This window comes from Yersinia sp. 2545 StPb PI, assembly GCF_052217125.1.
Taxonomy (GTDB): domain Bacteria; phylum Pseudomonadota; class Gammaproteobacteria; order Enterobacterales; family Enterobacteriaceae; genus Yersinia; species Yersinia enterocolitica_E.
The window spans coordinates 2,529,249-2,549,287 of sequence record NZ_JAZGPY010000001.1; the positions used below are offsets into that span (position 1 = coordinate 2,529,249).

A 20,039-nucleotide genomic window follows, 5' to 3' on the forward strand; every position below is an offset into this window, starting at 1 on the left:
AACAACCTAAGTGCGCTCGGTGATGACGCTAACGCGACTCGCCAGTGCACACATCAACTCATACCCCACGGTGCCTGCCGCCGCCGCCACATCATCGATAGGAAGATTATCCCCCCAGATCTCAACTTTACTCCCCATTTGCGCCTGCGGACAGGGTGTCAAATCTACGGTTAGCATATCCATTGAAATCGACCCCACCGTATGAGTCAGTATGCCATCCACCCTGATGGGCGTGCCGCTGGGAGCCAGCCGTGGATAACCATCAGCATAACCGCAGGCGACGACACCGATGCGCTGTGTGCCTGTGGCACTGTAGCGGCTGCCATAGCCAACACTGTGCCCTGCTGAGAGCGTCTGTATGGCGATAATTTCGCTGTGCAGCTCCATTACCGGGCGCAATCCAATGCCAGCGATATCGCTTACATCACCACTGGGTGACGCGCCATAGAGGATAATACCTGGCCGCACCCAATCAAAGTGGGTTTCAGGATTGCGCAATATTGCCGCCGAGTTGGCAAAGCTGCGCGCAGCCACCAGATGCCCACTGGCCTGCTGAATCTGCGTGAATTGCTCGCTGGCACCAATATGGTTATCTGCATTGGCAAAGTGGCTCATTAGCGTCACCTTGCCGATGTTATTTATACTGTTAGCCCATTGCCAGATGGCCTCTGCCTGCCCGATGGGAAAACCTAAGCGATTCATGCCGCTATTAAGTTTTAAATAAATATCGAGTGGTGTGCTCAGCCGCGCCGCTTTGATGGCGTCAAGCTGCCAGTCACTGTGTACCACGGTGGTTAACCGGTAGTGGTCGATCAGGACTATATCTTGCGCACGAAAGAACCCCTCAAGCAGCAAAATTGGCCCTTGCCAGCCCTGTTCACGCAACATTATCGCTTCATTTAAATCCAATAACGCAAAACCATCGGTTGCATCCAGCCCTTGCCAAATGCGGGCCAGACCATGGCCGTAGGCATTGGCTTTTACCACTGACCAAATTTTAGCGGCCCCGGCAAGACGGCGAACAATACTGAGGTTATGGCGTAAGGCAGATAAATGAAGCGTAGCGGATATCGGGCGAGGCATGCTTTTTCCTTCTTGGGCGGTATTCAATTATTTACAGCCCGCCAGTGGGCTGTAATGATCAATCGGCGCCTTTTAGCGCACAGGGTGAATGTCGTGTAAAGGCGTGATATTCAGTGGCCGAAAGCCCGCGCTATAACGCGCGACAGATAAATCATCCGCCAGAATCGCTGGGCGACGCCCATACATAATATCAGCCAATAATTGACCCGACCCACAGGCCATGGTCCAGCCCAAGGTGCCATGGCCGGTATTCAGATAGAGATTCTTAAGCGAGGTTCGCCCGACAATGGGCGTACCATCAGGTGTCATCGGGCGCAGCCCGGTCCAGAACGTGGCCTGACTGATATTGCCCCCATGAGGGTACAAATCACCCACCACCATTTCCAGCGTCTCACGACGTGCTGGTGCCAATTGAGTATTAAATCCAACGATTTCCGCCATCCCCCCAACCCGAATCCTGTCATCAAAGCGCGTAATGGCAATCTTGTAGGTCTCATCCAGCACGGTGGAGAAAGGTGCCGAGGCCGGATCTGTAATAGGAATAGTGAGTGAATAACCTTTTAGTGGATAAACAGGAATCGAGACCAGCCCGGCTAACAGCTCCGTAGAGTAAGCGCCGAAGGCCACTACATAGGCATCAGCGTTAATAATATCGTCGCCACACAGCACACCGGCGATTTGGTCACCGTCCACCAGCAATTTATCCACCGAGCGATTGAACACAAACTTAACCCCAGCCCGCTCGGCCATTTGGGCTAAGCGTTCAGTAAACAGTTTGCAGTCGCCGGTTTCATCATTAGGTAAACGTAAACCACCGGTCAGTTTATGTGCTACTTTCGCCAATGCCGGTTCCACTGTTGCCAGTTGATCAGCCGTTAGCAGTGAATATGGCACCCCCGCATCATCTAACACCGCAATATCCTTGGCGGCGTTATCAAATTGCTGTTCGGTACGGAACAGTTGCAGTGTTCCCCCCTGACGGCCTTCATACTGAATACCGGTGTCTTCACGCAGCTCTTTTAAACAGTCGCGACTGTATTCTGCCAGACGCACCATACGGCTTTTGTTGAGCATGTAGTGGGAAGTGTCGCAGTTTCTCAGCATCTGCCACATCCAGCGTAGCTGGAAGCTGCTGCCGTCAAGGTGGATTGCCAACGGCGCATGGCGTTGGAACATCCATTTAATGGCTTTCAGAGGAACCCCAGGCGCAGCCCAAGGTGCCGCATATCCCGGCGATATCTGACCTGCGTTACCGGCACTGGTTTCCTGCGCGGGCCCCTGCTGACGGTCAATCACCGTAACATCATGCCCGTCTTTGGCTAAGTACCAGGCACTGGCTACCCCCACCACACCGCTTCCTAAAATGACAATGCGCATACCTTCCTCCCCCCAAACAACACCTAAAGCATAATATTCTGTTGACAGAAAATTAACTCAGCAGAAAAATCTAGCCAACATATTAATGCCAGGTCGTGACTTAATTCACAATTAATTTACAATGCAATTACTTTTCAGTTCAATAGCGTTAGGAAAATAGCGATAAGATGCTATTTTTGCCCAATTAAACGTCTAAAAGGAGAGAAAGCGCCATAATACCCACAATTAGCAGCATGAATAATTGGCATGTTGCGCAAGACTCTTTTACTAGTTTTATATTCCACAATTAGACCAATAAATCAGAATAATAATCTATAAAATACAATTAATCGTACAGACTGATACGACAGCAATGATTCTGGTACGAACCGGCAGTCAACCTACCTGTTGTTTGAAAGATGGCGGATATTCATTGACATAAGGTCTTGCCATGCCTCAACTTGTTAATCTTGAGCTAGGATTATTGAAGTGACCAGTATTTTGCAGGGTTATAAAACCGTGAGGATGCGCTATGACAACTTCAACACCGAAACAAACCGCGCAAGATAAGCGCCTGACTGACGGCCCAGACTGGACATTTGAATTGTTGCAGGTCTATCTGGACCAAATAGACCGGGTGGCAAAACATTACCGGCTAGATACTTACCCCCACCAGATAGAGGTTATTACCTCCGAACAGATGATGGATGCCTATTCAAGTATCGGTATGCCTATCAACTATACCCATTGGTCTTTTGGTAAGAAATTTATCGAAACAGAGCAAAAATATAAGCACGGTCAGCAAGGATTAGCGTACGAGATTGTGATTAACTCCAATCCTTGCATCGCTTATTTAATGGAAGAAAATACTATTACCATGCAAGCCTTAGTCATGGCTCACGCCTGCTATGGACATAACTCTTTCTTTAAGAATAATTACTTATTTCGAGCCTGGACCGATGCCAGTTCGATAGTGGATTATTTGTTGTTTGCTCGTCATTACATCAGTGAATGCGAGGAACGTTATGGGGTGGAAGAAGTAGAGCGGCTACTCGACTCCTGTCATGCCCTGATGAATTATGGGGTGGACCGCTATAAACGTCCGCAAAAGATCTCTTTAGTGGAGGAAACCGCCCGGCAGAAAAGCCGCGAGGAGTATCTGCAAAGTCAGGTCAACTCGTTGTGGAAAACCCTACCGCGCAAGGATCGAGGGGAAGTCCAAGCCCAGGCTCAACGCTATCCCAGTGAACCGCAGGAGAACCTGCTCTATTTCATGGAGAAAAATGCTCCGCTGTTGGAGTCATGGCAACGCGAAGTGCTGCGAATAGTCCGCAAAGTCAGCCAATATTTTTATCCACAAAAACAGACACAAGTGATGAATGAAGGTTGGGCCACCTTCTGGCATTACACCATTCTTAACCATCTGTACGATGAGGGTAAGGTCACTGACCGCTTTATGATGGAGTTCTTGCACAGCCACACCAACGTTGTGTATCAACCGCCGTATAACAGCCCTTATTACAACGGTATTAACCCGTATGCCCTTGGCTTTGCCATGTTCCAAGATATCAAGCGTATTTGCCAATCACCGACGGAGGAGGACTATTATTGGTTCCCGGATATCGCCGGTAAAGATTGGTTGGATACGTTGCATTTTGCCATGCGCGACTTTAAGGATGAAAGCTTCATCAGCCAGTTCTTATCACCGAAAGTAATGCGTGACTTCCGGCTATTCACCGTGCTGGATGATGATAAGCATAACTATCTGGAGATTTCAGCCATTCATAATGAAGAAGGTTATCGGGCTATACGTAATGAATTGTCTGCTCAATATAACTTGAGTAATCACGAACCAAACATTCAGGTATGGAACGTTGATCTGCGCGGAGACCGCTCCCTGACCCTGCGCTATATTCCTCATGATCGGGCACCACTGGATAAGAGCCGTCAGCAAGTGATGAAACATATTCACCGGCTATGGGGGTTTGATATTCATATGGAACAACTGAATGACGATGGCTCGATTGAGCTACTCGACAGCGTGCCGCCAAGAGCCAATAAGCTCTAGCACAGGGCAGACGAGGTGGATAACCGCGCGAGCTATTGCGCTACATCTTGCCATGAAAAAGGGGCATTTAATGCCCCTTTTGCGTTGCAATTTTACGCGATATTCGCCTAACGGCGTGCTTCGGCCAAATCACTTGGCATCGTGCCCTGCATGCTGTGCCAAATAGCACCACTCTCTTTACCGTATGCTCTCAGGCACTCTGACACCTGATCATGGGCTTTTTCATCACACAGCGTTGACAGTTTGCTGTAGAAAGTCAGTGCCAGCTTACGGGCTTCAGGATTCGAGAAATAGTAACGCCCAACCCGGGTATAAAGCCCTTTCATGCCATTTAGGATCAACCCATAAATAGGGTTACCCGAAGCAAAAGCCAAACCACGGAAAATACCGTAATCCAGTGCGGTGAAAGCCTCGGCGTGATCATCAACTGTTTGAGCTTGTGCCAGGATTTCCTGTGCTTTCTCTGGATGATTACGGATTGCCGTGCGAACGAAGATGGTAGCGATATTTGTTCTGACTGCCAGTAAGTTGTCTATCAATTGTGGCACGCTGTCGTGGTCAAGCCGCGCCAGTGTTTCCAGAATATTAAGACCAGACGTTTCCCAAAAATTGTTTACTTTCGTCGGTTTACCATGCTGAATAGTGAGCCAGCCATCGCGGGCTAAGCGTTGTAACACTTCACGCAATGTAGTGCGAGTCACTCCAATCAGCTCTGAAAGTTCACGCTCCGCGGGCAAAATAGTGCCTGGAGGGAAGCGATTATTCCAAATACTTTCAATAATATACTCTTCCGCGAAACCGGCAGGACTTTGCGCCTTTATAACCATATTTTTGACGTTCCGTAGCGATACATATCAGCAATTTAGTGCGCTCATCATACCAGACGACGCTATCGTGACATAGCATCAGGACCGAACAAATGGTGAAAGTAGTCATAAAGTTGCAAAAATTGCGCAGATGGAATGATGTACAGATTATACGTATTGCTTTTAGAGCAATGACGTAAGGTAAAATGTAACTTTAGGCAGTAATTGCACCATAATAATTTTAATAAGGAGACTGTAACTCACAATGGATATGACCATTAGACAAGCTGTACTCAAGAATTTTCTGGGGAATTCACCTGATTGGTACAAGCTGGCAATTATCGGGTTTCTCATTATTAACCCACTGGTATTCTTTTTTGTCAGCCCATTTATTGCTGGCTGGATGTTGGTGGTCGAATTTATCTTTACACTGGCTATGGCGCTAAAATGTTACCCACTGCAACCGGGGGGTTTATTGGCCATTCAAGCCGTTGCCATCGGTATGACCAGCCCACATCAGGTGGCAGAAGAAATTGCTAATAATCTGGAAGTGCTGCTGTTGTTGGTGTTTATGGTGGCAGGTATCTATTTCATGAAGCAGTTATTACTGTTTGTATTTACCAAACTGCTGCTGAACATTCGCTCAAAAATCGTTCTTTCATTAGCCTTCTGTGTCGCCTCTGCCTTCCTTTCGGCATTCCTTGATGCCTTAACTGTAATCGCCGTGGTTATCAGTGTTTCTGTTGGTTTTTATACTATCTATCATCATGTTGCATCAAACCATACCGATAAAGATATCACCGACGACAGTTGGATCGATAATCAGGAAAACCGTAAAACGTTGGAGCAATTCCGCGCTTTCTTGCGTAGCCTGATGATGCATGCGGGTGTGGGTACTGCGCTGGGTGGCGTAATGACCATGGTTGGCGAGCCGCAGAACCTGATTATCGCTAAGAGTGCCGGTTGGAACTTTACCGACTTCTTTATTCGCATGCTGCCCGTGACGTTACCCGTCCTGTGTTGCGGATTATTGGTTTGTCTGCTGGTAGAACGTTTTAAACTGTTTGGTTATGGTGCACAGCTTCCCGAGCGCGTTCGTCAGGTTTTGACTGACTATGATCAACAAGCCAGTGCGAAACGGAGCAAGCAAGAGAAAGTGAAGCTTCTGATTCAGGCCTTGATCGGTGTTTGGTTGGTGCTCGCATTGGCCCTGCATTTAGCCGAGGTAGGCTTGGTCGGATTATCGGTGATTATACTCGCCACCTCCCTCTGCGGAATTACCAATGAACATGCACTGGGTAAGGCATTTCAGGAGGCATTGCCTTTTACTGCCCTACTCACGGTGTTTTTTGCCGTGGTTGCCGTCATTATTGAGCAGAGCCTCTTCTCACCGATTATTCAGTTTGTTTTACAATCTTCACCATCAGCACAGTTATCACTGTTTTATCTGTTTAATGGCTTACTCTCTTCGGTATCCGACAATGTATTTGTCGGTACGGTTTATATCAATGAGGCGCGCACTGCATTTGAGCACGGTATTATTTCGCTTCAGCAATTTGAGTTATTGGCTGTTGCCATCAATACCGGGACTAACCTCCCCTCAGTTGCCACACCGAACGGTCAAGCCGCTTTTCTGTTCCTGCTAACCTCCGCGCTGGCCCCTTTAATTCGTCTTTCTTATGGGCGCATGGTATATATGGCACTCCCCTATACTATTGTGATGACCCTCGTCGGTCTGTTAGGCGTGGAGTACTTATTAGTGCCAATAACCGAATGGATGATGCAAAGTGGCTGGATAAGTTTGCCTCATCTGGCAGCCGGAGCTAGCATCACACATTGATCGCTTGCATTATAGTATCTGCCAGCCCTACACTTTTGGTCGCCGCGGGGGCTGTTATTAGCTTCGAGGGATTATGGGCTGGCAAAACAAACCAAATATCTCACCCAAAGTAAAATTCAGGCTTGTGATAACTTGTCACGCGCGAGAAAGAGCTGATTTTTGCCTAATTTTACCTTTGGGTGGCTGGCAGCAAAGATGAATTGGTTTACACTGCCGGTACAATTGCTTACTGCATGGAAAATAAAGATATGTTGCAATTCCTTAACCGCTGCTCTAAAGGGCGCGGTGCTTGGCTTTTAATGGCCCTGACTGCACTTGCACTAGAATTGGTCGCACTCTATTTTCAACACGTGATGTTGTTACAGCCTTGTGTAATGTGTATTTACGAACGTGCTGCGTTATTCGGTATTCTCGGTGCATCGTTGTTGGGTGCCATTGCACCTAAATCGCCCTTGCGCTACCTGGCAATCTTTATCTGGATCTACAGCGCATGGCGCGGTGTTCAGCTAGCCTGGGTACACACTATGCTGCAACTCCATCCTTCACCGTTCACGACCTGTGATTTCTTTGTCAGCTTCCCGTCATGGCTGCCACTAGACAAATGGCTGCCCGCTATTTTTGTTGCCAGTGGTGATTGCTCGGTAAAACAATGGGCATTTATGTCATTAGAAATGCCGCAATGGTTGGTCGGTATCTTTGCTGCATACTTATTGATTGGCGTATTGGTGCTGATCAGCCAATTCGTTAAACCGAAAAGACGTGACCTGTTTAGTCGATAATTTCAAACATATCTTTATCTGACAATGGCACCTCAGGGTGCCATTTCTTTTGGATGACAGTGCATTAACGGATGATCCCGCGCGCTGAGCGAGAGAAAAAAGATTTATAAGACTGAAGTATTTGCCATTCTCTGGCCAAAACCTCAATGTCCTGACTGACATCCGCCACCAACTTACCGGTATGGTAAATAAGCTGATAGGCGTTTTGAACCGCTTGGCAATCATCACTGTTCAACCAGTCGTCCCCCATTCCTGCTGCTCGGATACCCACCGGCACGGCACGATTACCCCCCGCAATCACATAAGGGGGGATATCCTGCACCACGCAGGCGCTTTCATTGACCAAGGCATGGGTGCCAATAACACAAAACTGGTGCACAGCACTGGCCGCGCAGATAATGGCGAAATTATCGACCTCTACATGTCCGGCTAATCCTACATTCGACGCCAATAAGCAGTGGTTACCGATAATGCAGTCATGGCCAATATGCACATGATTCATCAGACTATTGTCATTACCGATACGTGTTATACCGTGTCCTTGAACCGTGCCACGGTGTATCGTGACATTTTGCTGAATCAAATTGCGGTCGCCAATGATAACCTGGGTAGGCTCCCCCTGGTACTTAAGATCCTGATTAACCTCTCCAATAGAGGAGAATTGTCCAATATTATTGTCACATCCAAGCTCGGTAATACCATTAATTACAATATGCGATTTAAGCACCGTGCCGGAACCAATAGTGACTTGAGAACCAATGTAACAAAAGTGACCAATCTGTACATTCGCACCAATCACCGCACCCTTCTCAATAATTGCAGAAGCAGAAACTATCGCGGTGTTATCAATCAAGCTATTTAACTCTCCAGATGGAGGACTCACATTACTACTTTGTGGGTAACTTCAGCGTCGACTAAGGACTAATCCATCCAGTGGTTTAATCAAATTTACAGCCATAAATGGTCATACAACGAAAAAAGGCCACCATAAGGCAGCCTCATTTTAATTCGATTATAAACTAGTTAAGCTGTGGTATGGGTACAAATGTACTGATTAGCCTGCTCACCATCAACCACCGCCAAACGGATTGGCAGCGCCGAAATATTGAGAGAAGCAATAACTTGCTCCTGGCTGTTGGCATTTTGGAATATTAACGCCTCGCCCTGACCTTCTGGATTAACTTTTACAAACTGGAACACTGATTTATCAATGGTCAATTGCTGATTCGGGCCGTCTAACACTGCGGTCAGGCTGCCTCCCTCTTTCAATTTACAATCAAGATTTATCAATGAGGCCCCAGCGGCCTGAACCTGGTGCGAAATGCTACCTAAAGTAGCAGATATGCCGATGATAACAGCGGCCAACGTTGAATATTTCATTTTATTAAGTTTCTTGGTTAAATTTCGGCGTTAGTATGCCATATCTGGCGTCTGAATAGGCATCTGTTGTCTGAGAGGCTTCAATATAAATTACATATATATCAATGGTTATCTGGCCCACTGCGGTTTATTCAAAATGTGGTCTTGCCAGTCGATAACCTCGCTCTCACGTACGGCAATATGGCGTACCGAGATCCGCTCACCGTGCATCGCAGATTTTGAACCGGCTAACAGTGGATGCCAACTCGCCAGGCCACGCCCCTCGCCCACCATCCGATAAGCACAGGTGGGTGGCAACCACTCAAACGTTACCAAATTCTCTCGGGTTAACTTGATGCAGTCTTCTTCTAATTCAAAGCGGCGCTCATAATTACGGCACTGGCAGGTTTTGAGATTGAGCTGATCACAGGCCACATTGGTGAAATAGATTTCATCCGTGTCCTCATCAATCAGTTTATTCAAGCAACATTGGCCGCATCCGTCGCACAGTGATTCCCATTCACTATCTGACATTTCAGCGAGTGTTTTTTGTTGCCAAAAAGGAAGTTGTGACATATCGGTATCCGGTGTGAATAAATGAGCGGGTCGTTATAGACGCTTTGGCGGTCAGATGCAAGTGTTGCCGCCCAGCCTGATGGCATAAGCGGCAGCGATGCTCTTAGATTATGCGGGTACTCAACGTTTTACCATTTAGCATAACTTTCAGCATATCGCCTGATTTCATCGGCCCGACGCCCTGTGGAGTGCCCGTCAGAATGATATCGCCAGCACGCAAAGTAAAGAAACGGCTGATGTAACTGATTAGCGGAATGATGGGGGTGATCATATCACGCGTGTTGCCTTGCTGACGGACCTCATCGTTAATGATAAGCGATAAGTCAGCCTGTTGCGCATCACCAAACTCCGCCACCGGTATAAAACCGGAAATCGGGCAAGAACCGTCAAATGCTTTCGATTTCTCCCACGGCTGACCAGCCTTTTTCAAGCCAGATTGCAGCTCACGCAGTGTCAAATCCAATGCGACACCGTAACCGGCGATTGCGCGTGCCACTCGGTCTTCACTGGCTTGTTTTAACGGAGTACCGATCAAAACGGCTAATTCTACTTCATGATGAACCTCACCGAACTCTTTCGGGATCGATACCGGCTGGCGAATATCACATAGCGCTGTTTCAGGTTTAATAAACAGCACCGGTTCAACTGACACAGTACTCCCCATCTCTTTAATATGTTCGGCATAGTTACTGCCAACGCAAACCACTTTACTCACTGGAAAATCCAGCAAAGCCCCTTGCCAGTCTCTATGTTGATACATACTGCCTCTCCTGAATTAACATCCTGTCTGAATTTACATCTTGATTGGCTCTTGCCGCAGCGACACAACCAAGTCATACCACGATTAGGTGTTCGCAGACATTATTGACTTACGCTATCTGCCATCATACCAATACTAATAGCGAAATAGTAAGAACGGTTCCAGTGCATAATGGTACGAAAATTATCATAAACCAGAAACGCCCGCCCTTGCACATCATCAGGTACGATGACCCAAGCCCGGAGATCTGAGTTGGCAAAGTTACCGCCGGGTATCGCCATTACCCCGAGTTGCTGCCATTGGGCGACGCTTTTGGCTTGGCTGTCTTTTAAGCCCGCCAGCTTAATATCAAATCCTTCGGGCAGCGTCGCTTCCTGGCCCCAATCAACACCCGGTTTCCAACCTTCAGTAGACAGATAGTTAGCTGTCGAAGCAAAGACATCATCGATATTATTCCAAATATCAATTTTCCCATCGCCATCCCCGTCAGCGCCATAGGTCAGGAAAGAGCTAGGCATAAATTGACTCTGCCCCATCGCACCAGCCCATGATCCTTTCAACTCGGGGTCATCAACTTTGCCTTGCTGAATGATTTGCAATGCAGCTATCAGCTCTTTAGTGAAGAATGCCTCACGCCGCCCTTCAAATGCCATGGTGGATAAGGCAGAGATGACATCCTCTTTACCTTGAAACTTGCCAAACCCACTTTCCATGCCCCACAGCGCCACGATGTAACGCTCAGGCACACCATAGCGCGCAGTAACTTGTGATAACTGAGGCTGATAGCGCTGATAAATCTCTTTACCTTGCGCGACTTTCGCCTCTGTCAGAACTCTGGTCAGGTAATCATCCAGTGTGACTTTCTTTTCTAACTGATTGCGGTCTGACTGAATGACTCGGTCAACAAAATGAATATTGGCAAACGCTTTATCAAGCGTAGCCTCGCTGATCCCCTTTGCACGAGCTTGGGCCTTTAATTGTTCGACATAAGCAGGAAACTGCGCCGGATCACGCCCTTGCTGGGATAATGTCATTTTAGTACTGTTCTTGGCCGCAGCCGGTGGTGAATCCAGCATGGTTGGTGGCGCGGTTGCTGGTGTTGGTGCCGCAATCGGGGCCGCAGCATTTTTATTGGCACATCCCACTGAGATGAGCGTCACCAGAGCAACTGCAATCATTGACAATTTCATCGACGCATTCCTGTGTAAAACAACAACCAGAGAGGAAGCTGGAAATATAAAATCAACCGGGGCTGATACATGGACATCCACCTTAGGGTTGTGATGGATGCCATCACGGTAGGTAATTTTGATGAAAATCAACGTTATACGGTAGTATCGCCCAAGTGCATTTTCAACAAACTTTCGAGTGGCGGTGGGACTTGCAGATAAAAACCCTGCTCAATGAGTGCACTTTTTACCTTCTCGACATCCGCTGTCGCCAACGTTTTGCGTTCATTTAATGAAAGCAGCATCGCAAATTGCGGCTTGCCAAAACTGGTAAGTAATTCAGCCGGCACCCTGGAAAAATCATCTTTCTTTTCAATATATAGGTAGGTTTGATCCCGTTTCGGGCTTCTATAGATAGCACACAGCATGTTTGGACTCTATTTGATGAATTCAATAATGAGACTGTATATACCCTAAATCATTCGAGTTACAAGAAGGCGGCCAACGCACATGCAGCTTGAAGTATTACGGGTATAGTTAGCATAGTATTATAACACGCTAGCCTGGCTCAGATGCCTGGGATATCAATAGATATTGATGCCTATACTGCTAGCACAGGGATCAGATACAGCATATTGACGTTTATCATTTTCGGCGCGCCGAGCTGGGTAATGTTCTTGCTGTTGGCATTTAGCCTGCTTTTCGTTTTCCCGTTTTGCCGCTTCGGCATCTATCCGCGCTTTCTCCTCATCCAATTGCTTTTGCCATGACTCAGCACTTGGCGCCACCGATCCAAGCGCCTTACGTTTTTCAAGATAATCGGTGGGAACCTTACTGTCTTTTGGGATTTCGGCGTGGTAGCCAAAGTCAGCCCATGCAGTAAATGCAACAGGTAAAGCCATAACACAGATAAATGATAGTGGGATGAAATTCCTTTTCATCGTTGATGTTCCTCAGATAGATTGATGCAGAAACCGCAAAATATCACAAAATGATTATCATTCTCAATATAGAATCATTAAAAATAGCACTGATTAGTGCCATTTATCACTCAGCTTTAATTACCCATGCCAGCGGCAATGTGGTGATACACAGATTACTGGGTGAGATTTCTCTGAAATAATAGTGTGAGGTATTTCACTAAGTCGATAATAACCACACTCAATATCTCTATTTCATCATCTTGAAAGTGATAATAATGGTGAGTCATTACTCTATTTTATAAAAAACAACTTCATCTGATAAAAAAATGACTCATCTCTGATTAAAAATGGTCACTTTTATGGGCGACGTCAAACCCGCCATCAGCATGTTTGCTTGTTGAAAAAATACACAATTTAACGGTGGGAGTGATAACCGCCAAATATAGGCAGGTCAGGGCTAGCGAATAAGCGGAAGTTATGCTGTAATTTCTTGTCAGATTGAAGTCATTATGACCTTAATATTTCAATATATTGATACGGATAGATTTATCTTTATATTACCTATAACATGCTTGGGAACATCAGAATATTGTACCCCGAGTGGTATTTTGGGGATTAAACGTAGCTGAAACTGAGTCAGGATAGATGTCACAATCGCCAATTGAGTTAAAAGGCAGTAGTTTTACCCTATCGGTCGTTCATTTACACGATTCACGACCGGAGGTAATCCGTCAGGCATTGCAGGAAAAGGTGGATCAAGCCCCCGCTTTCCTGAAAAACGCCCCTGTTGTGATTAACGTTGCAACGTTACCAAACGGTGCTAACTGGAAAGATCTCCAACAGGCTGTCACTTCAGCAGGTCTGCGTATTGTTGGCATCAGTGGTTGTCAGGATGAGCGTCAAAAACGGGCGATAGCACGTGCAGGTTTGCCGTTATTGAGTGAGGGTAAAGGCCAGAAAATGGCACCCGAGACCGTTATCAGCCCGCCGGAAAACGCGCCGACCAAGACACGTATCATCAACACACCTGTCCGTTCCGGCCAACAGATTTATGCCCGTAATTGCGATTTGATTGTTATCAGCAGTGTCAGTGCCGGTGCTGAATTAATTGCCGATGGCAATATTCATATCTATGGAATGATGCGAGGCCGTGCGCTAGCAGGTGCATCCGGGGATGCCCAATGCCAGATTTTTTGCACACATTTAGGCGCTGAGCTCGTCTCTATCGCGGGGCAGTACTGGTTAAGTGACCAGATCCCGCGTGAGTATTTTGGTCAGGCCGCACGTCTGCATCTGCTGGATAACGCATTAACTATACAACCTTTAAATTAAGCCCTTTTGACAAGGAATCCATTTCATGGCACGCATTATTGTTGTTACATCGGGTAAAGGGGGCGTTGGCAAGACCACATCAAGCGCGGCTATCGCAACCGGCTTGGCCCAAAAAGGTAAAAAAACCGTCGTTATCGATTTCGATATCGGCCTACGGAATCTAGACTTGATCATGGGATGTGAACGCCGGGTAGTTTATGATTTTGTTAATGTGATTCAAGGTGATGCCACTTTGAACCAAGCATTAATAAAAGATAAGCGTACAGATAATCTGTACATTTTACCGGCTTCTCAGACGCGCGATAAAGACGCCCTGACCAAAGAGGGTGTTGAAAAGATTTTAAACGATCTTGGCGATATGAATTTCGAGTTTGTGGTATGCGACTCCCCTGCGGGTATCGAAAGCGGCGCTTTGATGGCGCTCTATTTTGCTGACGAAGCCGTTATTACCACTAACCCTGAAGTCTCCTCGGTTCGTGACTCTGACCGCATCCTCGGGATACTGTCCTCCAAGTCGCGCCGCGCAGAGAATGGCCAGGATCCAATTAAAGAACATCTGCTGTTGACCCGCTACAATCCTGGGCGTGTTAATCGCGGCGATATGCTTAGCATGGAAGATGTCCTCGATATTCTGAGGATCCCACTGGTTGGCGTTATTCCAGAAGATCAATCTGTATTGCGCGCCTCGAACCAAGGCGAGCCAGTGATTCTGGACAAAGAGTCAGATGCCGGTAAAGCTTATGACGATACCGTTGACCGTTTGCTAGGAGAAGAACGCCCCTTCCGCTTCATCGAAGAAGAGAAGAAGGGCTTCCTGAAACGCCTTTTTGGGGGATAAACCATGGCTTTGTTAGACTTTTTTCTGTCCCGCAAAAAACCGACAGCCAATATAGCCAAGGAACGGCTGCAAATTATCGTCGCTGAGCGTCGTCGTGGGGACAGTGAGCCCCATTATTTGCCTGACTTGAAACGCGATATTTTGGCGGTTATTTGTAAATATATACAGATCGATCCTGAGATGCTGCATGTGCAATTCGAGCAGAAAGGGGATGATATTTCGGTACTTGAACTTAACGTGACATTACCGGAAACGGAAGAAACGCCTAAATGATTTCTTCGCAATAACTACCCCCTGTATTTATTTACAGGGGGTACTTTCATTTAGTTAACTGTATATATATCCAGCCCACTGTGCTATTCAATATATCTGTCACTGAAACAAGAAAAATCTTAATCTCTATTTCAATTAGTCATAAAGTACTTATGAATTAAAATTGAAACACCCAGAGTGAAGCCCACCCCACTCTGAATATCGATTAATACTGTTTCAAAATCTCAGCCAATTCCGTAGACAACAAATCGCCCCGCCAGCCACTTAATAATTCAGGCTGAGTGTCAGTTGATTTTAGTTTCCAATGCCAACTGAGTAATTGGTTTATTTGACGACGTGACGCCAGTAACTCACTACTCAGTCCACTACGTTCACTGACTGACTGGATCAACGCTTTAATATCTTTAAAGACTTTCTTGTAGCCGGGTTGGTCGATCAGGTTAGCTACCGGTTGCGGCAGCTGCTCTTCCGTTACAGCATTCCCCTCAGCCACCAGCGCCAACAAGGTACGCCCATGATAGCGAATCTCCTGCCCACTCAGGCCAAGGGAATCTAACTCACCCAGCGAGGTTGGCTGATAACGGGCGACTTGCCACAGATTCTCTTCACGCACGACAAAGTTAACCGCCAGATCACGCTCACGCGCCTGACGCAAGCGCCATGCCGCCAGCTTCTGCAAACATGCCAACTGATGGCCACGTAACTGCCAGGCATTGGTTATCTCACGGTAGGCCAGCTCAGGGTCAAGTGTTTCACTGCGACGGCGACACAGTAGTTGGCATTCATCTATCGCTGCATCCATTCGCCCAGCAGCTTCGGTGGCTTCCACTAATTTAGCTGCCAAAGGTAACAGATAGAAAACATCAGCGGCGGCATAATCACACTGTTTTTCACTGAGTGGACGGGCAATCCAGTCGGTACGTGATTCACTTTTATCTAGCTCAACACCTTCAAACTCATTTACCAGCATGGCAAAACCGCAAGACAGGGTTCGGCCAGAAAATGCCGCCAATACCTGAGTATCAATCATCGGCGTTGGCATCCGGCTAAAGGCATTTAAGAACACCTCGAGATCTTCGCTACCAGCATGCAGATATTTCACCACATTCAAATCTTGCAGTAGCTCACTGAAAGGTTGCCATTCAGTGATGGGCAAGGGGTCTATGAGTGAAAGTTGTTCACCGTCATACAGTTGAATCAGGCCCAACTGAGGATAGTAGGTGCGCGTTCTGACAAATTCCGTATCCAGCGCGACATGAGCATGTGTCCGGGCTTGTTCGCAGACCTGCTGCAACGCACTATTGGTCGTGATCAACTGATAATTCAAAACGTGATTCTCTTGGTCGTTAGTCTATGACAAACACAACAACGCCGGCGATGACCGGCGTTGTTGATGATGATTGAGTGACGCTGTTAAGTTAGGCTGCGTCTTGGTTGCTACCTTTAGCCTTAACTTGTTCGTCACGCAGTTCCCTACGTAAAATTTTGCCGACATTCGATTTCGGCAACTCGTCGCGGAACTCTACTATTTTCGGTACTTTATACCCTGTAAGGTAGCGGCGGCAATGGGTTAGCAGCTCTTCAGGTGTCAGTGAGGCATCTTTTTTCACGACAAACAGTTTTACCGTCTCGCCAGAGACCTCATTAGGCACGCCAACCGCAGCAGATTCCAGCACTTTCGGATGTAACGCTACCACATCTTCAATCTCATTGGGGTAGACGTTGAAACCAGAGACCAGAATCATATCTTTTTTACGATCAACGATACGTAAAAAACCTTGTTCATCAAGGGTTGCGATATCGCCAGTTGCCAGCCAACCGTCTTTCAGCACTTCATCCGTCGCTTCTGGCCGCTGCCAATAGCCTAACATAACTTGCGGACCACGCACCCATAGTTCACCCGGTTCGCCCAATCCAACTTCGTTACCCTCATCATCCACCAGCCGAACATCGGTAGAAGGGACAGGCAGACCAATACTGCCACTGTAGTGTTTCAAATCATAAGGATTACCCGTCACTAACGGCGAGCACTCGGTCAAACCATAACCTTCCAGCAGATGTTTCCCAGTCAGTTTTTCCCATCGTTCAGCAACCGCTTTCTGCACTGGCATGCCGCCACCCACAGAAAGGCGCAGTGTGGAGAAATCTAACTTGGTGAACTCTTCATTATTCAACAAAGCATTAAATAACGTATTTACACCCGTCATGGCGGTGAATGGATAACGACTTAGCTCTTTTACCATTCCCGAAATATCACGCGGATTGGTTATCAATAAACTGCGCCCACCTAACTCAATAAACAGCAGGCAGTTCATGGTTAAAGCAAATATGTGATAGAGGGGGAGTGCCGTGACCACCAGCTCGTGGCCGGGTTGCAGCAAAGGTGCATAAGCCGCTTTCGCCTGCTCCAGGTTCGACTGCATATTGCGGTGTGTCAGCATTGCGCCTTTCGCCACCCCCGTCGTACCTCCGGTATATTGCAAAAATGCCAGGTCAGTATTGATAATATCCGGTTTAACATATTGCAGACGGCGACCTTTTTGTAGCGCAGTGCGAAACGAAATAGCATCGGGTAGATAATATTTCGGTACCAGTCGCTTGATGTATTTCACCACGAAATTAACCAGCGTCCCTTTGGCCGTCGACAACTGATCACCCATGCGAGTTAAGATGACATGTTTGACTTGGGTTTTAAAAACGATCTTTTCCAGCGTGTGAGCGAAGTTGGAGACAATAACGATTGCCACAGCTCCGCTGTCATTCAGTTGATGCTCTAACTCTCGCGGGGTATACAGCGGGTTAACATTCACCACCACCATACCCGCACGCAAAATACCAAACAAAGCTATGGGATATTGCAGCAAGTTGGGCATCATCAAGGCGACACGGTCACCTTTTTGTAACCCTAAACCTTGCTGTAGATAGGCGGCGAAAGCACGGCTACGCTCTTCCAACTTACGGAAGGTCATCACCTCCCCCATATTGATGAACGCAGGTTGGTCCGCATAACGCAGTGCGGCGTTCTCAAACATTTCCACCAAAGAAGAATAGCGATCCGGGTCAATCTCTGCGGGGACATCTGCCGGATAACGCTTTAGCCATACTTTTTCCAAGGTAGCACTCCTGAAATTATTATTGATCGCCAGAGTAAGACGCAAATTCACACCAGAACTTTAACAATATTTTAACTCAGCTTACCAGTTTGCTTTCAAACAATTTTGAGGTTGGGATATACGTCACTATTTTCTGGCGCCGAGATCTCAAAAATAACTAAGGCAGCCAATGCCGCCCATTAAAATTCAATAAAATCAAAATATTACAGGCGATTTTTAGCATTTAAAACCATAACTCTTTGATTATATAATCTTTTATATTTTATCGACGTAAAAAAGGCGCTGAATTCAGCGCCCTTCATGCCATTACACCCTAACATCTGGCAGCAATTGAAACCGGTCAGACTACCTACTCCGTAACAATAGTTTGAATCTGTGCTGGTCCCGGGTTGTACCAACCACCCCATCCCGGCCCCCACATCCCAGGGTTGTGGTAACCCCACGGGCCCATTGCCGGTGGCATCATCACTTGTTGTGCAAGATTCCAACGTTTGTAACCTGTGGCATTTATCACCACAAAGTCATACGGCGTCATCCCAATTTTACCGGCTTCAACACCGGTAATCGGCCCAACCACGGTCACCAGGTGACCACGAAAATCAACTGGCTCAAGGAAACCATTAACATAGGCTATCACTCGCCCTTGTGACGGCTCCCCCAAAATAGGTCTGGCACCCGAGTCTAAGGGTACGCTGGCAATTTCGAGCCGGGTGCGATGCGCTTCGTTGGCCACATTGATGACGGTCCCACCAAAACGCGCCTCCTGGCCTATAAAGACCTTCGGATCGGTTCGAACCAAATTAAGATTTTGCTGCGGCGTCGCAGTGGTACCCTGAATAGCAGGCGGGACAGTAACACAGCCGGACAGAAGCAAAACGCCCAATCCTAGCCAGCCACACGTCCATTTACGGCTTCTATTCTTTATAGATTGAGTTGCTGACGTATTTATCGCCATAGTGTGCTGCTCCTTATCATATCTATAGCTATCTGAATATTTTAGACTCTAAACAGGATGACAAGTTGCTATATCGTTAATTTTTCACATTTCCGTGGCGCAGTTCAGTTCTAACGGCCTGGCAGTTTTTTCCAGGTCACTTCATTTCTCAGATACACTGGCTCGGCATTTTCCACACTCACCATCCGCCCGTTCGCCCATGATGATAATGCCAGTGGCAACATATCCTCTGCCTGCGGCAGTAGCATCTGCCCGTCAGCCAGCACCACGTTATCGCTGCTAACCAGATCAGGATACGTCTGCCAGCCAGTGCCTACTGTGGCCCAATGGCCGCTCAGTGATGGCGCGTGTGCCAAGACTTGTGCCGGCGTCATTACTGCCTCAGTCTGTTCACCAAGCCAATCGCCTTGTGCGTCACGCTCAAACTCACCCCAATAGACTTCCCCCATGCGGGCATCAATCGCAGCCAATACGCGAGACGCGCCTGTCAGACGGAATGCCCCCTGAGCCATGGTCTGTAAGGTGGAAATACCTATCATTGGTAAGTCTGCGCCCAGAGCCAATCCCTGACCAATACCGATACCAATACGGACACCGGTAAAGCTACCAGGGCCACGGCCAAAGGCCAATGCATCGAGTTGCGTCAGTGATAAACCTGATTCAGCCAGTACTTGCTGCACCATCGGTAATATTCGTTGGGTGTGTTCCCGTGGACAAAGCTCAAACAACGCCTGAACTTCGCCGTTATTCCACAATGCAACAGAACATGCTTCTGTTGCGGTATCGATCGCTAAAATTCGCGTGGACAT

20 protein-coding genes are annotated in these 20,039 nt (G+C 47.4%); 6 read left to right on the plus strand and 14 right to left on the minus strand.

Annotation, left to right across the window (positions count from 1 at the left end; all coding sequences use genetic code 11):
• Positions 1-6: 6 nt before the first annotated feature.
• A complete protein-coding gene (gene dadX, locus V1955_RS11705) occupies positions 7-1,083 on the minus strand; it encodes a catabolic alanine racemase DadX (RefSeq protein ID WP_372569135.1) in 1,077 nt (358 codons plus the stop codon).
• A 72-nt stretch (positions 1,084-1,155) separates the two neighbouring features.
• Positions 1,156-2,460 carry a D-amino acid dehydrogenase gene (locus V1955_RS11710; RefSeq protein ID WP_083158977.1) on the minus strand — a complete coding sequence of 435 codons (1,305 nt, stop codon included), beginning with the start codon at positions 2,458-2,460 and terminating at the stop codon, positions 1,156-1,158.
• 511 nt (positions 2,461-2,971) lie between these two features.
• Between V1955_RS11710 and V1955_RS11715 the strand changes: the two genes are divergently transcribed.
• On the plus strand, positions 2,972-4,507 hold the full coding sequence (locus V1955_RS11715; protein WP_083158978.1) for a SpoVR family protein: 1,536 nt from the start codon (positions 2,972-2,974) through the stop codon (positions 4,505-4,507).
• Between the two features lie 107 nt (positions 4,508-4,614).
• Here V1955_RS11715 and fadR read toward each other — a convergent pair whose 3' ends face one another.
• Entirely contained in the window at positions 4,615-5,334 is a 720-nt protein-coding gene (gene fadR, locus V1955_RS11720) for a fatty acid metabolism transcriptional regulator FadR (protein WP_083158979.1), read from the minus strand.
• Between the two features lie 244 nt (positions 5,335-5,578).
• Here fadR and nhaB point away from each other — a divergent pair, with 244 nt between their 5' ends.
• Positions 5,579-7,153, plus strand: a complete 1,575-nt coding sequence (gene nhaB, locus V1955_RS11725; protein ID WP_083158980.1) for a sodium/proton antiporter NhaB — start codon at positions 5,579-5,581, stop codon at positions 7,151-7,153.
• 248 nt (positions 7,154-7,401) lie between these two features.
• On the plus strand, positions 7,402-7,932 hold the full coding sequence (gene dsbB / locus V1955_RS11730; RefSeq protein ID WP_032907594.1) for a disulfide bond formation protein DsbB: 531 nt from the start codon (positions 7,402-7,404) through the stop codon (positions 7,930-7,932).
• Positions 7,933-7,996: 64 nt separating this feature from the next.
• On the opposite strand, the gene lpxA is transcribed toward dsbB, so the two are convergent.
• The 7 genes from lpxA to V1955_RS11765 form a co-directional block, all read right to left on the minus strand.
• Complete coding sequence (gene lpxA / locus V1955_RS11735) at positions 7,997-8,785, minus strand: acyl-ACP--UDP-N-acetylglucosamine O-acyltransferase (protein WP_372569880.1); 789 nt, start codon at positions 8,783-8,785, stop codon at positions 7,997-7,999.
• Between the two features lie 170 nt (positions 8,786-8,955).
• Positions 8,956-9,312, minus strand: a complete 357-nt coding sequence (locus V1955_RS11740; RefSeq protein ID WP_083158982.1) for a hypothetical protein — start codon at positions 9,310-9,312, stop codon at positions 8,956-8,958.
• 108 nt (positions 9,313-9,420) lie between these two features.
• Positions 9,421-9,867 (minus strand): YcgN family cysteine cluster protein, encoded by a 447-nt coding sequence (locus V1955_RS11745; RefSeq protein ID WP_005190942.1) that lies wholly within the window; start codon positions 9,865-9,867, stop codon positions 9,421-9,423.
• A 103-nt stretch (positions 9,868-9,970) separates the two neighbouring features.
• Entirely contained in the window at positions 9,971-10,627 is a 657-nt protein-coding gene (locus V1955_RS11750; protein ID WP_083158983.1) for a fumarylacetoacetate hydrolase family protein, read from the minus strand.
• A gap of 101 nt (positions 10,628-10,728) precedes the next feature.
• On the minus strand, positions 10,729-11,817 hold the full coding sequence (locus V1955_RS11755; protein WP_193784667.1) for a lytic murein transglycosylase: 1,089 nt from the start codon (positions 11,815-11,817) through the stop codon (positions 10,729-10,731).
• A 134-nt stretch (positions 11,818-11,951) separates the two neighbouring features.
• Positions 11,952-12,224, minus strand: a complete 273-nt coding sequence (locus V1955_RS11760) for a YcgL domain-containing protein (RefSeq protein ID WP_083158984.1) — start codon at positions 12,222-12,224, stop codon at positions 11,952-11,954.
• 156 nt (positions 12,225-12,380) lie between these two features.
• Complete coding sequence (locus V1955_RS11765) at positions 12,381-12,737, minus strand: hypothetical protein (protein ID WP_372569133.1); 357 nt, start codon at positions 12,735-12,737, stop codon at positions 12,381-12,383.
• Positions 12,738-13,364: 627 nt separating this feature from the next.
• On the opposite strand from V1955_RS11765, the gene minC reads away from it, so the two are divergent.
• Genes minC through minE form a run of 3 tightly spaced genes read left to right on the plus strand, consistent with a single transcriptional unit; the run spans position 13,365 to position 15,162 of the window.
• Positions 13,365-14,051 carry a septum site-determining protein MinC gene (gene minC / locus V1955_RS11770; RefSeq protein ID WP_442820921.1) on the plus strand — a complete coding sequence of 229 codons (687 nt, stop codon included), beginning with the start codon at positions 13,365-13,367 and terminating at the stop codon, positions 14,049-14,051.
• A 25-nt stretch (positions 14,052-14,076) separates the two neighbouring features.
• The gene (minD, locus tag V1955_RS11775; RefSeq protein WP_005190923.1) at positions 14,077-14,889 is read left to right on the plus strand and encodes a septum site-determining protein MinD; all 813 of its coding nucleotides are present in this window, start codon (positions 14,077-14,079) and stop codon (positions 14,887-14,889) included.
• Positions 14,890-14,892: 3 nt separating this feature from the next.
• A complete protein-coding gene (gene minE / locus V1955_RS11780) occupies positions 14,893-15,162 on the plus strand; it encodes a cell division topological specificity factor MinE (RefSeq protein ID WP_002211180.1) in 270 nt (89 codons plus the stop codon).
• 205 nt (positions 15,163-15,367) lie between these two features.
• On the opposite strand, the gene rnd is transcribed toward minE, so the two are convergent.
• From rnd to tsaB, 4 genes are all read right to left on the minus strand, one after another.
• Complete coding sequence (gene rnd, locus V1955_RS11785; protein ID WP_083158987.1) at positions 15,368-16,489, minus strand: ribonuclease D; 1,122 nt, start codon at positions 16,487-16,489, stop codon at positions 15,368-15,370.
• A gap of 91 nt (positions 16,490-16,580) precedes the next feature.
• Entirely contained in the window at positions 16,581-18,275 is a 1,695-nt protein-coding gene (gene fadD / locus V1955_RS11790) for a long-chain-fatty-acid--CoA ligase FadD (RefSeq protein WP_083158988.1), read from the minus strand.
• Between the two features lie 349 nt (positions 18,276-18,624).
• Positions 18,625-19,230 (minus strand): Slp family lipoprotein, encoded by a 606-nt coding sequence (locus V1955_RS11795; protein WP_083158989.1) that lies wholly within the window; start codon positions 19,228-19,230, stop codon positions 18,625-18,627.
• Positions 19,231-19,340: 110 nt separating this feature from the next.
• Positions 19,341-20,039, minus strand: coding sequence for a tRNA (adenosine(37)-N6)-threonylcarbamoyltransferase complex dimerization subunit type 1 TsaB (tsaB, locus tag V1955_RS11800; protein ID WP_083163669.1), 699 nt, complete (start codon positions 20,037-20,039; stop codon positions 19,341-19,343).

What these genes read in the sequence shown, in the direction of transcription:
- dadX (WP_372569135.1), bottom strand. Translation starts at nt 1,083, where the DNA reads ATGCCTCGCCCGATATCCGCTACGCTTCATTTATCTGCCTTACGCCAT.
- V1955_RS11710 (WP_083158977.1), bottom strand. Translation starts at nt 2,460, where the DNA reads ATGCGCATTGTCATTTTAGGAAGCGGTGTGGTGGGGGTAGCCAGTGCC.
- V1955_RS11715 (WP_083158978.1), top strand. Translation starts at nt 2,972, where the DNA reads ATGACAACTTCAACACCGAAACAAACCGCGCAAGATAAGCGCCTGACT.
- fadR (WP_083158979.1), bottom strand. Translation starts at nt 5,334, where the DNA reads ATGGTTATAAAGGCGCAAAGTCCTGCCGGTTTCGCGGAAGAGTATATT.
- nhaB (WP_083158980.1), top strand. Translation starts at nt 5,579, where the DNA reads ATGGATATGACCATTAGACAAGCTGTACTCAAGAATTTTCTGGGGAAT.
- dsbB (WP_032907594.1), top strand. Translation starts at nt 7,402, where the DNA reads ATGTTGCAATTCCTTAACCGCTGCTCTAAAGGGCGCGGTGCTTGGCTT.
- V1955_RS11740 (WP_083158982.1), bottom strand. Translation starts at nt 9,312, where the DNA reads ATGAAATATTCAACGTTGGCCGCTGTTATCATCGGCATATCTGCTACT.
- V1955_RS11745 (WP_005190942.1), bottom strand. Translation starts at nt 9,867, where the DNA reads ATGTCACAACTTCCTTTTTGGCAACAAAAAACACTCGCTGAAATGTCA.
- V1955_RS11750 (WP_083158983.1), bottom strand. Translation starts at nt 10,627, where the DNA reads ATGTATCAACATAGAGACTGGCAAGGGGCTTTGCTGGATTTTCCAGTG.
- V1955_RS11755 (WP_193784667.1), bottom strand. Translation starts at nt 11,817, where the DNA reads ATGAAATTGTCAATGATTGCAGTTGCTCTGGTGACGCTCATCTCAGTG.
- V1955_RS11760 (WP_083158984.1), bottom strand. Translation starts at nt 12,224, where the DNA reads ATGCTGTGTGCTATCTATAGAAGCCCGAAACGGGATCAAACCTACCTA.
- V1955_RS11765 (WP_372569133.1), bottom strand. Translation starts at nt 12,737, where the DNA reads ATGAAAAGGAATTTCATCCCACTATCATTTATCTGTGTTATGGCTTTA.
- minC (WP_442820921.1), top strand. Translation starts at nt 13,365, where the DNA reads ATGTCACAATCGCCAATTGAGTTAAAAGGCAGTAGTTTTACCCTATCG.
- minD (WP_005190923.1), top strand. Translation starts at nt 14,077, where the DNA reads ATGGCACGCATTATTGTTGTTACATCGGGTAAAGGGGGCGTTGGCAAG.
- minE (WP_002211180.1), top strand. Translation starts at nt 14,893, where the DNA reads ATGGCTTTGTTAGACTTTTTTCTGTCCCGCAAAAAACCGACAGCCAAT.
- V1955_RS11795 (WP_083158989.1), bottom strand. Translation starts at nt 19,230, where the DNA reads ATGGCGATAAATACGTCAGCAACTCAATCTATAAAGAATAGAAGCCGT.
- tsaB (WP_083163669.1), bottom strand. Translation starts at nt 20,039, where the DNA reads ATGTCCACGCGAATTTTAGCGATCGATACCGCAACAGAAGCATGTTCT.